Origin of the sequence: Paraburkholderia tagetis, assembly GCF_022213065.1 — a bacterium.
Taxonomy (GTDB): domain Bacteria; phylum Pseudomonadota; class Gammaproteobacteria; order Burkholderiales; family Burkholderiaceae; genus Paraburkholderia; species Paraburkholderia tagetis.
Genome location: NZ_JAKLJA010000017.1, coordinates 27,279 through 39,699, shown reverse-complemented (window position 1 = coordinate 39,699; position 12,421 = coordinate 27,279). Strand labels below are relative to the sequence as shown.

The following is a 12,421-nucleotide window of genomic DNA, read 5'->3' as shown; positions in this document are numbered from 1 at the left end:
GGGCGCGGTCCCATGCAAAGCTGAATGCACACGCCAGTCTAAGCCGCTTCGAGCGCCCATTGCACATGCTCGCGCACGAGCGCCGACGCGTCGTGCTCGCGCGCATGCAACGCCGCGACGATAGCCGCGCGCCCTTCCTGCCCGTCACGCGGCGCGCCTTCGGCATGCGCGTGCGCGCGCGTCGCGCGCAGCGCATTGCCCATCGCCACGGCAATATTGCGCAGCCAGGACTCATAGCCGATGCGCCGGATCGCGCTGCCCTGCATGCGTTCGTCGAACTGCGCGGCGCTCCAGCCGAAAAGCTCGACGAGACTCGCACGGTCGAGCCCGTGACGCACATCGAAATCCGCGACCGGCGCGGCCTGCGCGAACTTGTTCCACGGACACACGAGCTGGCAGTCGTCGCAGCCATAGACACGATTGCCGATCAGCTCGCGCAATTCCAGGGGAATGCTGCCCTTCAATTCGATCGTCAGATACGAAATGCAGCGCCGCGCATCGACGCGATACGGCCCGACGATCGCCCCCGTGGGGCACGCGCCGATGCAACGCGTGCAACTGCCGCAATGCGCGCCGGGCTGCTCGGGCGCGTGCGAGGCGCGATCGTGGGGGTGTTGCGCGCGTTGCGCATCCTCCGCATCGGTGGGCAACGGCACATCCACGTAAATTTCGCCGAGAAAGAACAGCGAGCCCGCATCGCGCTGCAAAAGCAAGGTGTGCTTGCCGCGCCAGCCGATGCCGGCCTTCTGCGCGAGCTCGACTTCGAGCACCGGCGCGGAGTCGGTGAAGACGCGAAAGCCAAAAGCGCCGATTTCAGCCTCGATGCGTTCCGCCAGCTGCTGCAACCGCGCGCGCATGACCTTGTGATAATCGCGGCCGCGTGCGTAGATCGACACCACGGCCGCATACGGGTCGTCCAGACGCGCGCGCTCGCGCTCGCGCCAGTTCTCGTGTCCAGCCGCGCCGTGCGCATCGGGGGTCGCCGGGTCGGCGGCGTCTGCTTGCGAAGCACTTTCGGCGTTCTTTCCCGATGCATTCGAAGGCGCCGAACCTGCAAGCGTCGCGGCGGGTAGATAAGCCATGCGCGCGGTGATGACGCGTCGCGTACCGGCCACAAGCTCTGCGGGCCGCGCGCGTTTCATCCCATGTTTGGCCATATAATCCATCTCGCCATGGCAGCCTGCTTCGAGCCACGCAGCAAGGCCCGCCTCGGCATGAGCAAGATCGGTGTCGCTGATGCCGATCGCACCGAACCCCAGCTCGCGCCCCCATGCGCGGATGCGCATCGCGAGCGCGGCCAGCGCCGCTTCATCGAGCGGCGCGGCTTCCTTCTGCGGCGCTGACGTACCGACGCCCGACGTAGCAACGCCCGACGCAATCGTCTGCGCGGGCTCATTCGCCGACGTCTCGACCGGCACGCGCGCATCGACCGAATCGTGCACTTCGTGCGTATCGTGGTGCATCGGGTTCGAAGGGGAATGCGAGGGTTTCATTACGCTATTTTACGAGAATGCCCGGAACACCTGACATGCCCGGACACGACCACGCGAGTCTGCCTGCCGCCCCCATTCTGCTCGAACGCCGCTTCGAGCTCGCGGACGAGGCTGCCACCGATGCATTCGGCGCGCGCTTTGCGCACGCGCTCGAGGGCCTGCGCGCGCAAGAACCCAGCCAGAGCGCCGTGCAGTTCAACGGCCTGCACGTGCAGCTCTTTGGCGACCTGGGCGCCGGCAAAACCTCGCTCGTGCGCGCGGCGTTGCGTGCGCTCGGTCATGGCGGACGCGTGCGCAGCCCGACGTACACACTCGTCGAACCCTATACGGTGATCACGACGAGCGGGGAACTCCAGCTTTATCACTTCGATCTGTATCGTTTCAGCGACCCGGCCGAATGGGCCGACGCCGGCTTTCGCGAATATTTCGCGCAAGGGGCGGTGTGTCTCGTCGAATGGCCGCAACGCGCGGGCGGCCTGCTCGGCATACCCGACCTCGTGTTCCAGCTCGAACCCGGCCGGTATGGTGAAGGCCGCGTGCTCACCGCGTACGCATACAGCGCATCAGGAAAGGCATGTCTAGAAAGATGTTAATCAAACCGTTCCGCTCGATCGAATCCGCGGCCACCGCCACGCACAACTGGCGGCGCCGGCAGATTCTGAAAGCGGGCGCGTCCACGCTGGTGCTCGGCCTCACGGTCACGGCACCGCGCCTCGCGTGGGCAACCTCGGTGATCGGCGTGCGCGTGTGGCCCGCGCGCGATTACACGCGCGTCACGATCGAATCGGATCAACCGCTGCAGAACACGCAGCAACTGTTGCAGGGTCCCGACCGGCTCGTCGTCGACCTGAACGGCCTCGATCTCGACGACGCGCTCAAGAATCTCGTCTCCAAGATCACGCCGAACGATCCGCAGATCCAGGCCGTGCGCGTGGGCCAGTATCAGCCGAACGTGGTGCGCATGGTGTTCGACCTCAAGGGGGCGGTGAAGCCGCAGGTCTTCAACCTGCAGCCCGTGGGCTCGTACAAGTACCGGCTCGTGTTCGACCTGTATCCGGCGGTCGCGCCCGATCCGCTCATGGACCTGCTCGCGCAGACCGAGCGCAAACAGCAGCAACTCGACGCGCGCGAAGCGATGCGCGACAGCACGCCGCCCGCTCCGCCCTCCACACTCGCGGGCCCCAACAACCCGCCCGCGCACGACAACAGCGACGCCTTCTTCGAGCGCTATGCGCAGAACGACGTGGGCTCCACCGCGCCGTCCACGCCCTCCACGCCGTCCTCACCGCGCCCGACGCCGCCCGTGCCGCCCGCAGCGGTCCTCCCGCGCCCGAAGCCCGCGCCGAAGCCGCCTGTCATCGCACAGGACAACGGCAGCGGCAGCGACAACAGCGGCGGCCAGGACGACAACTACGGCTTCACCACGCCGAAGTCCAGCAAGGGCGGCACCACGCGGCTCTTGACGGTGGCGATCGATCCCGGCCACGGCGGCGAGGACCCCGGTGCGATCGGCAGCGCAGGCACGTACGAAAAGCACATCGCGCTCGACATCGCGAAGAAACTGCGCATGAAGATCGACGCGCAGCCCAACATGCGCGCGATGATGACGCGCGACGCCGACTTCTTCGTGCCGCTGAACGTGCGCGTGCAGAAGGCGCGCCGCGTGGGCGCCGACCTCTTCGTGTCGATCCACGCCGACGCGTTCACCACGCCGGAAGCGCGCGGCTCGTCGGTGTTCGCGCTCTCCGAGCACGGCGCGTCGAGCGCTGCCGCGCGCTGGATGGCGACCAAGGAGAACTCGTCCGACCAGATCGGCGGGATCAACGTGAAGACGGCGGACGCCTCGGTGAACCGGGCGCTCTTCGACATGTCGACCACGGCGCAGATCCGCGACTCGCTGCGCTACGGCGGCTTCGTGCTCAACGAGGTCGGCGGGATCAACAAGCTGCACAAGGGCTCGGTCGAGCAGGCGGGCTTCGCGGTGCTCAAGGCGCCCGACATTCCGTCGATCCTCGTGGAGACGGCCTTCATCAGCAACCCCGAGGAAGAACAGAAGCTCAACGACAACGCCTATCGCGACAAGATGGCGAACGCCATCCTCAAGGGCATCACGCGCTACTTCGCGGCGAATCCGCCGCTGGCGAAGGGCCGGATGACGTAATACAGACGTGTGCGCAGGCGGCGCACACCGTCATCGCGCCATGGCGTCACTCATTGCGTCAGTGAGCGCCGCGACCCGGCTCAGGAACCCGCTGCCCACACCGCTGCAAGCCGCGCCCTGAGCCAGCCGCCGAACACGTTCACGGCGAGCCCGGCCATCACCAGCGCGGCGCCGCCGACCTGCGCGGCGGAGAGGCGCTCGTCGAGCAACAGCGCCGCCGCGGCAAGCCCGACGATCGGCACGAGCAGCGAGAACGGCGCGACCTGGCTGGCCGGATACTTCGAGAGCAGCCGGCTCCAGAGGCTGTAGCCGAGGATCGTGGCCACGAACGCGAGATAGACGATGGCGCCGATCGAAGTGGCGCCAATGCCCGCGAGCGCCGCCTCGATGCGCTGCGGCCCCTCGATGAAGTACGAGAGCACGAGGAACGGCACGGGCGGAATCAGGCTCCCCCACACCACGAGCCCGACGAGATCGACCTTGCCCGCTTTCTTCGTGACGATGTTGCCGAGCGCCCACATGCAGGCCGAGCACAGCGTGAGCACGAAGCCGGCGGCGGTCATCGCCTGGGCGCCCGCGCCGCCAGCCGCCGAAGACGACTGCAAGCCGATCACCGCAAGCCCGCCCGCCGCGACCAGCAAACCGATCACGTTCTGGGCACGAAAGTGCTCGCCAAGGAAGATCGCCGCGAACACGAGCGTAAAGAAAGCCTGCGCCTGCAGCACGACCGAGGCGAGCCCGGCGGGCATGCCCACGTACATGGCCGTGAAGAGGAAGACGAACTGCCCGAACGAAATCGTCGCGCCGTAGGCGAGCAGCCAGCGCAGCGGCAGTTTCGGGCGCTTCACGAACAGCACCGCCGGAAACGCCGCCAGCATGAAGCGCAGCGCGCCGAGCAGGAGCGGCGGCACGCCGTGCAGCCCCACCTTGATCACCACGAAATTCACGCCCCACGCAAGCACGACCACGAGCGCACACAGCAAGTCCTTCGGCGACATCTCCGGCTCCGGTTATTGTTCTGTCGAATCTGCGAGTTTACCGGCCCGGGCGCGGCGGCGCTTGCCACGCCGCAGGCGCACCGCGATGCTCCCCCCAACGCATGCGTGCGTGGCGGCGCAGCGGCGAGGCCGGCGTTAGAATGAGCGCCTGTTCGCGCACAGCGCCCTACGCGCGGCACCTCATCCGTGTGCCGTCCGACCCCTCAAGGAAGCGTCCATGTCCTCATCGATCAAAGCGGTCCTCAAGCCCCATCAGCGCGACATCGGCAATCTCTATGTGCGCCGCGTGCTGCCCGCGATGGCTGCGCGCCTCGTCGGCCCGTTCATCTTCTTCGACCACATGGGGCCGGCCACGCTTGCGCCCGGCGGCGGCGTCGATGTGCGCCCGCATCCGCATATCGGCCTCGCCACCGTCACCTATCTTTTCGACGGCGCGCTCATGCACCGCGACAGCATCGGCTCGGCTCAGGAGATCGTCCCCGGCGACGTCAACTGGATGACAGCGGGACGCGGCATCGTCCATTCGGAGCGCACGCCCGACGAAGCGCGCAAGACCGGCGTCACCATGCACGGCATCCAGACCTGGGTCGCGCTGCCGTTCGAACACGAAGACACCGAGCCGTCGTTCTTCCATCACGCCGCCGCCACGCTGCCGAACATCGAGCGCAACGGCGTCTCGATGCGCGTGATCGCGGGCACCGCGTTCGGCGCGACCTCGCCCGTCGCGACCTTCTCGGGCACGCTGTACGTGGCCGCCGACTTCGCGCCGGGCGGCGCCATCGCGCTTGACGCGGAGCATGAGGAGCGCGGCGTCTATCTCGTCGATGGCGACCTTTCGATCGACGGCACGCCGCTCGAGCAGTACACGATGGCCGTGCTCACACCGGGCGAAACGGTCACGCTCGCGAGCACGAACGGGGCACGCGTGATGCTGCTCGGGGGCGAGAAGCTCGCGGGCGAGCGCTTCATCGAATGGAACTTCGTCGCCAGCTCGCGCGAGAAGATCGAGGCCGCCAAGGACGCGTGGACGCGCCAGGAAATGGGGCACGTCCCCGGCGAGACCGAATGGACTCCGCTACCCGAAAAGAAGCCGCAGCATTGAAGCGCGCCGATCCGCCCTCATCTTCACGCGTGACGGATTTTTCCCAACGAGGACGTAATGGATACCACCCTGGCCACTTTTGAAAAGGACGTGATCGAAGCATCGGCGCTCGCGCCGGTGCTGGTCGACTTTTGGGCGCCGTGGTGCGGCCCGTGCAAGACGCTCGGACCGATGCTCGAAAAGCTCGAAGCTGAGTACGCGGGCAAATGGAAGCTCGTGAAGGTCAATGTCGACGAAAACCAGGAGCTCGCCGCGCACTTCCAGGTGCGCAGCATCCCGCACGTGGTGGCGTTCGCCGACCGGCAGGCAGTCGACCAGTTCATCGGCGTGCTGTCCGAGGGTCAGCTGCGCGAATTTCTTGATCGCCTGATTCCCGATTCCGCACAAGCCGCGCGCCAGGCCGCCCAGGAAGCGCTCGCCGAAGGCCGCCGCGACGACGCCTATGAAGCGCTGCAAGCCGCGCTCGCGTTCGATCCGGGCATGGACGACACGCGCATGGACCTGATCGAGTTGCTGCTCGCCGACAACCGCGCCGACGAAGCGCACAAGGAAGTCGAGCTGCTCTCGCCCAAGACCACGCAGGGCATCGACCCGCGCTTTAACGCGCTCAAGACGCGCCTCGACGCACTCGACGCCGCCGCCGACCTGCCGCCCACCGACGCGCTCGAAGCCCAGGTGGCCGCGCATCCCGAGGATCTCGAAGCGCGCTTCGATCTGGCGAGCGCGCTGATCGCGCGGCGCAAGTACGCGGGCGCGCTCGAACATCTGCTCGAGATCGTCAAGCGCGACCGGGCGTTCCGCGAGGACATCGGCCGCAAGACCATGCTCTCGGTGTTCGATCTCGCGTCGCATCAGCCGCAGCTCGTGAGCGAATGGCGACGCAAGCTGAGCGCCGCGCTCAACTGAGTGCACAGCGCCGAGCGGGCTGCACCGTCTACATCCACGCAGCAGCGCTCAAATGAAAAACGCACGGTCATATGGCCGTGCGTTTTTTTCGCCTGCGCTTATTCGTGTTTCCCACGCATCGCGGCGCTCAGCCGGCGGGTACGCACGCGGCTAAAGCAGCCCAAGCGCCCTCAACCCGCCGCGCCCCGATGCGCGAGCGCGCGCAGCACATACGCCGCGGCGGCAAAGCCAAAGCTCGCCGTCACGCAAACGCTCGAACCGAAACCCGCGCAATTCAGGCCCACCGGCCCCTGATGGCCCGGCGAGGTGCTCACGTGCTCGGCTTCGTTGTCGATGTCGCAGACGGCCGCTTCGGGGTAGATGAGCGGCTCGTCGGAATACACGGCGCTCACCTTGAAGCGCGCCTTGGGGCCGCGCGGAAAGCCGTGGTGCTTGCGCAATTGCCCACGCACTTTCGAGAGCAGCGGGTCCTGGATGGTGAGCGCGAGATCGTCGATGCGAATGCGCGTGGGATCGAGCTGGCCGCCCGCCCCGCCCACGGTGATGAGCGGCACGCGATGCTCGACACACCAGGCGATCAGCGCGGTCTTGGTGCGCACGCTGTCGATGGCGTCCACCACAAAATCGAAGCCGCCGCCAAGCAGCGCGTCGAAGTTCGACGGCTCGACGAAATCCTCGACGAGCCGCACGTCGCAGGCCGGATCGATGAGCTTGATGCGCTCGGCCATCGCCTCGACCTTCGGCTTGCCGTAGTTGCCGTCGAGCGCGTGAATCTGGCGGTTAGTGTTGCTCTCCGCGACGTTGTCGAGATCGATGAGCGTGAGCGTGCCGATCGCGCTGCGCGCGAGCGCCTCCGCGACCCACGACCCCACGCCGCCGATGCCGATCACGGCAACGTGCGCGCGCTCGAAAGTTTCGAGCGCAGGTGCGCCATAAAGCCGCGTGACGCCGCCAAAGCGGCGCGCCCGGTCGGCAACATCGGACGCAGCGGGCGCGGTAAGATCGGCAAGGCTGGCGGAACCGGCCGCAGCGGAAAGCGGAGTACTGGACATGACGGTAGCGGGTCGAAAGCGGACCGATCGCGCACTGCCACGGTCCAGGGAAACGCATATTTTGCCTGATCGCGACTAAACGGGCGCACCTCGGGGCGCACCCCGCCTCACGATGGCTCCCAGGCCAGCCCGCTCAGCCTTGGCCCGAATGGGGGAGCCAGTACCTGTGCTTGTCCTGTGCCGCTTGCTTCGCCGCTGTCTTCGCACGCTGTTCGATATACTTGTCCGCATTGAAGCGTTTGCATAAAAAAATGACCTCGCTCGCCGACCTCCGCAAGAACTATTCACTCGGCTCGCTCGACGCCTCTGACGTCGACCCCGACCCGATCCGCCAATTCCAGACCTGGTTCAGCCAGGCGCTGGACGCCAAACTGCCCGAACCCAACGCGATGACCGTCGCGACCGTCGACCAGGAAGGCCGCCCCGCCGCGCGCATCCTGCTGATCAAGGGCGTGGACGAGCGCGGCTTCGTCTTCTTCACCAACTACGAAAGCCGCAAGGGCCGCGAACTGGCCGTCAATCCGCATGCGGCGCTGCTCTTTCACTGGATCGAGCTCGAGCGCCAGGTGCGCATCGAAGGCCGGGTCGAAAAAACCAGCGACGCGGAAAGCGACGCGTATTTCCACTCGCGCCCGCTCGGCTCGCGCATCGGCGCGTGGGCGTCGGAGCAGAGCGCCGTGATCGGCGGCCGCGCCGAGCTCGAAGCGCGCGAGCGCGAGATCGGCGCGCAGTACGGCGAGCACCCGCCGCGTCCGCCGCACTGGGGCGGCTACCGCCTCGTGCCGAGCGCCATCGAGTTCTGGCAAGGACGTCCGTCGCGGCTGCACGACCGCATCCGCTATGTCCGCGACGATGCGGGCGACGGCGCCTGGCGCATCGAGCGGCTCGCGCCCTGATTCGGCAAGCCGCGCTACGGCTCGAAGGTTTCGCAGGTCTTTCGCAACCTGAGCAATATCTGGGCAGTACCTGGCACCATCTCGCAATACTTGCAACACCCCGCATCACCTGCGCGCCGCGGTTCGCCGCGGCGCCGCGCCAGTTAGTTTTTGCCTCGTAGCGCGCACTGCAATTCGCTTTTGTCTTTGGGCTTCAATCGTTCATCTGACATGGAGAGAAACGCATGTTCTGGGAGAAAAAACTCGCACAGTGGGTCGACGAAGTACGCCACAAGTCCAACCTGCCCGCGCGGCTCGTGCTCTGGAGCGGGCAGCAGTACGACTTCGGCCACTTCGCCGCCCCGCAGGTCACGCTGAAGGTCAACAGCGCCGCAGCGCTGCCGCTCCTGCTCGAACCGAGCCTCGACAATCTCGGCGAGGCCTACGTGAAGGGCAAGATCGACATCGAAGGCAAGCTCGCCGACATCATCGACATCAGCTACTCGCTCGCGCGCAACACCATCACGAGCGCAAGCAAGCTCGCCCGGGTGCGCCGCTACTTCACGCACTCGAAGAGCACCGACCAAAGAGCCATCCAGTACCACTACGACGTCTCCAACGAGTTCTACAAGCTGTGGCTCGACGAGAACATGGTCTATTCGTGCGCCTACTTCGAGAACGGCGACGAGGACATCGGCACCGCGCAGCTCAAGAAGATCGACCACATCCTCACCAAGATCCAGCTACAACCGGGTCAGACGTTGCTCGACATCGGCTGCGGCTGGGGCGCGCTCGTGCTGCGCGCCGCGCAGAAGTTCGGCGCGCGCTGCGTGGGCGTGACGCTGTCGCAAAACCAGTTCGACCTCGCCACCGAGCGCGTGAAGGCTGCGGGCCTCGCCGATCGCATCGAGATCCGCCTGCAGGACTATCGCGACATTCAGGGCCAGTTCGATCGCATCACGAGCGTGGGCATGTTCGAGCATGTCGGGCGCAAGAACCTGCCCGGCTATTTCACGAAGGTGCGCGAGCTGCTCGCCGACGACGGCGTCGCCCTGAACCATGGCATTACGTCGAGCGATGCCGAGAGCGGTGAAACGGCGCTGGGCGGTGGCGAGTTCATCGACCGTTATGTGTTTCCCGACGGCGAGCTGCCGCACATCGGCCTCGCACTCGAAGCGGCGCAGCGCGGCGGGCTCGAGGCGGTTGACGTGGAGAGCCTGCGCCGTCACTATGCGCACACGCTCGGAATCTGGGCGGAAAACTTCGAGGCGCGCGCCGAGGAAGCGAAAAAGCTCGTCGACGACGAGAAGTTCCGCATCTGGCGCGTCTATCTGGCGGGTTGCGCGTATGCGTTCGAGCACGACGACGTGTCGATCTACCAGATCGTCTGCCGCAAGGCCGGCCGCAGCGCGAAAACGCTGCCGTGGTCGCGCCGCTATATGTACGGGAAGCCGCTCTGACGCGACGGCGAGGCGTGCAGCGGCGCGGGCTGCGGCCCGCGCCGCTGTGTTGGGTGCAAGGCGCGCTCATCGACATGGCTAGCCTGGCGCATCGCAACGAGCGGCTTCGACCACGCGATCGCCATCACGACTCAAACGCATGAACGAACGCGACGACGGCCTTTTCGGGGCACTAGAGAACGACGGCTCCGGCGCAGGACATCACCCGGCGCATGAGGACGACAGCGGAACTCGCAGTACAGAGCGCAATTCAGCGCATGCCTCGCCGCGAAAGGGCACCGCCGAGCGCCGCAATAGCCGCAATATGCGGGCCGTGCGTGAGAACTCGCCACCGGAGACGCAAACGGACCTGTTCGGCTTCGTGCCGCCCGAGCCGCGTGAGCAGTGCGACCCGTCGGTGGGGCGTCCCGCGCGTCGAAAACCCGCCGATACCACCGGCACAGCATCGCCGCCTGACGATGACGACGCATCCGCAGATCGCGACAACGCACAGCGGCCGTATGCCGCAAAGCCAACCAGATCGACACAATCGGCGAAACTTGCTGACTCGCCCGCCCCACGCCGCCGTGCGAAAGGTGTGCTGCCCGCCGAACCAACACAAGACGTGCTCGACCTCGCCGCCGAACTGCCGCCGGGCGTGCGCCTGGGCACTTCGTCGTGGTCGTTCCCGGGCTGGCGCGGCATCGTCTACGGCGACGACTACAGCAACTCGAAGCTCGCGCGCGACGGGCTCGCGGCCTACGGCGCGCATCCGCTGCTGCGCTCGGTGAGCATCGACCGCTCGTTCTACGCGCCGCTCACCGTCACCGATTACCTGCGCTACGCGCAGCAGGTGCCGGACCACTTCCGCTTCATCGTGAAAGCGCCCGCGCTCATCACCGACGCGAGCGTGCGCGGCGATCGCGGCGAGCCGGTCTCGGCCAACCCGTGCTTCCTGAACGCCGATCTGGCCGCACGCGAATTCGTCGAGCCTTGCCTCGCGGGGCTCGGCGCGAAAGCGGGCGCGCTCGTGTTCCAGTTTCCGCCGCTGCCCGATCAATTGCTCGCCGATCCGGCCGTGTTCGTCGAGCGTCTGGCGGCGTTTCTCGCCGCGCTGCCGCCGCTGCCAACGTTTAATGCGACGCCCGCGCCGAACCCGGCGTCAGCACAGAGCACCGAGGCCAGCGAGGCTCCTTCGGGCGATGCCCCAACCGGCGACGGCCCGTGCTACGCCGTCGAGATCCGCGACGCCATTCTGCTCACGCCGCGCTTCGTGCGCGCGCTGCGCGCGGCGGGCGTGCGCTACTGCGTGGGCCTGCACGCGCGCATGCCCGACCCGCTGCGCCAGGCGGCGGCGCTCGCGCTGATGGACGGCGAGACCCCCGCAGGCCCGCTGATCGTGCGCTGGAGCTTGCACAGCGGCTTCAAGTACGAGCAGGCGAAGGCGCGCTACGAACCGTTCGACAAGCTCGTCGACGAAGACCCCCATACGCGCGAAGCGCTCGCCGAGCTGGCCGCGCGCTACGCGATTGCCGGCCAGCCGGTGCTGATCACGACCAACAACAAGGCCGAGGGATCTGCGCCGCTGACTTGCGCCAAGCTCGCGCGCGCCATCGCCGACGAGATGCTGCGCATGCGCAGCGACAGCGCCTCGATGCCCGAATAGTGCCCAAACAGCGTCCGGATAGCGCCAGACAAAAAACGGCGGGCGCCGTTCAGAAACCTGAACCGCGCCCGCCGTCCCGATGCAAACCGATAAAAGCCCCGCCCGCTCTCCGAGCGCTCACTCCGCCCTGAGCCGGTGCGCGAACTTCTGGCGGAACTTCGCCACCTTCGGCGCCACCACGAACGCGCAATAGCCCTGATTCGGATGCTGAGCGAAGTAGTTCTGGTGATACGCCTCGGCGGGGAAATAGTTGCCGTCGAGCGGCAGCACCTGCGTGACGATCTCGCCGTCGTAGACGCCTTCGGCCTTCAGTTCGTGGATCGCCTGCAGCGCCGTCTCGCGCTGCGCCTCCGAATGCGTGAAGACGACCGAGCGGTACTGCGTGCCGACATCGTTGCCCTGGCGGTTCAACTGGGTCGGATCGTGGATCGCGAAGAAGATGTCCAGAATCTCGCGATAACCGATCTTCGCCGGATCGAAATCCACCTTCACGACTTCGGCGTGACCCGTGTCGCCATCGCACACCTGCTCGTAGGACGGGTTCGCGGCGTGGCCGCCCGCGTAGCCGGATTCCACCGCCACCACGCCGTCCACGCGCAGATAGACCGCCTCCAGGCACCAGAAACATCCGCCGCCGAGCGTGGCGGTTTCGATCATCTGACTCATGCTGCACTCTCCTTTGTTGCCGCGCCGGCCCCACGATTCCAGGGCCCGCGCAAATTTGTGCCG

At 66.8% G+C, this 12,421-nt stretch carries 11 protein-coding genes; 7 read left to right on the top strand and 4 right to left on the bottom strand.

What is annotated here, in order from left to right; translation table 11 throughout:
- Positions 1–38: 38 nt before the first annotated feature.
- Positions 39–1,286, bottom strand: a complete 1,248-nt coding sequence (queG, locus tag L5014_RS20065; protein WP_238465570.1) for a tRNA epoxyqueuosine(34) reductase QueG — start codon at positions 1,284–1,286, stop codon at positions 39–41.
- A 224-nt stretch (positions 1,287–1,510) separates the two neighbouring features.
- On the opposite strand from queG, the gene tsaE reads away from it, so the two are divergent.
- Positions 1,511–2,086: a tRNA (adenosine(37)-N6)-threonylcarbamoyltransferase complex ATPase subunit type 1 TsaE gene (gene tsaE / locus L5014_RS20060; protein WP_420800103.1), complete on the top strand. Its 576-nt coding sequence runs from the start codon at positions 1,511–1,513 to the stop codon at positions 2,084–2,086.
- Entirely contained in the window at positions 2,068–3,654 is a 1,587-nt protein-coding gene (locus L5014_RS20055; protein WP_238465495.1) for an N-acetylmuramoyl-L-alanine amidase, read from the top strand. The genes tsaE and L5014_RS20055 overlap by 19 nt, the downstream gene beginning before the upstream one ends.
- A gap of 80 nt (positions 3,655–3,734) precedes the next feature.
- Here L5014_RS20055 and L5014_RS20050 read toward each other — a convergent pair whose 3' ends face one another.
- The gene (locus L5014_RS20050) at positions 3,735–4,652 is read right to left on the bottom strand and encodes an EamA family transporter (protein ID WP_238465494.1); all 918 of its coding nucleotides are present in this window, start codon (positions 4,650–4,652) and stop codon (positions 3,735–3,737) included.
- Positions 4,653–4,869: 217 nt separating this feature from the next.
- Here L5014_RS20050 and L5014_RS20045 point away from each other — a divergent pair, with 217 nt between their 5' ends.
- Both L5014_RS20045 and trxA read left to right on the top strand, forming a co-directional pair.
- Positions 4,870–5,754 (top strand): pirin family protein, encoded by an 885-nt coding sequence (locus L5014_RS20045; RefSeq protein ID WP_238465493.1) that lies wholly within the window; start codon positions 4,870–4,872, stop codon positions 5,752–5,754.
- Between the two features lie 57 nt (positions 5,755–5,811).
- Entirely contained in the window at positions 5,812–6,660 is an 849-nt protein-coding gene (gene trxA, locus L5014_RS20040) for a thioredoxin (RefSeq protein ID WP_238465492.1), read from the top strand.
- 170 nt (positions 6,661–6,830) lie between these two features.
- Here the strand turns inward: trxA and L5014_RS20035 are convergent, their stop codons facing one another.
- A complete protein-coding gene (locus tag L5014_RS20035) occupies positions 6,831–7,712 on the bottom strand; it encodes a tRNA threonylcarbamoyladenosine dehydratase (protein WP_238465491.1) in 882 nt (293 codons plus the stop codon).
- Positions 7,713–7,963: 251 nt separating this feature from the next.
- Here L5014_RS20035 and pdxH point away from each other — a divergent pair, with 251 nt between their 5' ends.
- From pdxH to L5014_RS20020, 3 genes are all read left to right on the top strand, one after another.
- On the top strand, positions 7,964–8,608 hold the full coding sequence (gene pdxH, locus L5014_RS20030) for a pyridoxamine 5'-phosphate oxidase (RefSeq protein ID WP_238465490.1): 645 nt from the start codon (positions 7,964–7,966) through the stop codon (positions 8,606–8,608).
- 224 nt (positions 8,609–8,832) lie between these two features.
- Positions 8,833–10,047, top strand: coding sequence for an SAM-dependent methyltransferase (locus L5014_RS20025; RefSeq protein ID WP_238465489.1), 1,215 nt, complete (start codon positions 8,833–8,835; stop codon positions 10,045–10,047).
- A 139-nt stretch (positions 10,048–10,186) separates the two neighbouring features.
- Positions 10,187–11,692 carry a DUF72 domain-containing protein gene (locus L5014_RS20020; protein ID WP_238465488.1) on the top strand — a complete coding sequence of 502 codons (1,506 nt, stop codon included), beginning with the start codon at positions 10,187–10,189 and terminating at the stop codon, positions 11,690–11,692.
- Positions 11,693–11,809: 117 nt separating this feature from the next.
- Here the strand turns inward: L5014_RS20020 and msrA are convergent, their stop codons facing one another.
- Positions 11,810–12,358, bottom strand: a complete 549-nt coding sequence (msrA, locus tag L5014_RS20015; RefSeq protein ID WP_238465487.1) for a peptide-methionine (S)-S-oxide reductase MsrA — start codon at positions 12,356–12,358, stop codon at positions 11,810–11,812.
- Positions 12,359–12,421: the final 63 nt, after the last annotated feature.

Coding starts and splice junctions, on each gene's coding strand:
- L5014_RS20045 (WP_238465493.1), top strand. CDS start 4,870: ATGTCCTCATCGATCAAAGCGGTCCTCAAGCCCCATCAGCGCGACATC.
- trxA (WP_238465492.1), top strand. CDS start 5,812: ATGGATACCACCCTGGCCACTTTTGAAAAGGACGTGATCGAAGCATCG.
- pdxH (WP_238465490.1), top strand. CDS start 7,964: ATGACCTCGCTCGCCGACCTCCGCAAGAACTATTCACTCGGCTCGCTC.
- msrA (WP_238465487.1), bottom strand. CDS start 12,358: ATGAGTCAGATGATCGAAACCGCCACGCTCGGCGGCGGATGTTTCTGG.
- L5014_RS20050 (WP_238465494.1), bottom strand. CDS start 4,652: ATGTCGCCGAAGGACTTGCTGTGTGCGCTCGTGGTCGTGCTTGCGTGG.
- L5014_RS20035 (WP_238465491.1), bottom strand. CDS start 7,712: ATGTCCAGTACTCCGCTTTCCGCTGCGGCCGGTTCCGCCAGCCTTGCC.
- L5014_RS20025 (WP_238465489.1), top strand. CDS start 8,833: ATGTTCTGGGAGAAAAAACTCGCACAGTGGGTCGACGAAGTACGCCAC.
- queG (WP_238465570.1), bottom strand. CDS start 1,286: ATGCGCATCCGCGCATGGGGGCGCGAGCTGGGGTTCGGTGCGATCGGC.
- L5014_RS20020 (WP_238465488.1), top strand. CDS start 10,187: ATGAACGAACGCGACGACGGCCTTTTCGGGGCACTAGAGAACGACGGC.
- L5014_RS20055 (WP_238465495.1), top strand. CDS start 2,068: ATGTCTAGAAAGATGTTAATCAAACCGTTCCGCTCGATCGAATCCGCG.
- tsaE (WP_420800103.1), top strand. CDS start 1,511: ATGCCCGGAACACCTGACATGCCCGGACACGACCACGCGAGTCTGCCT.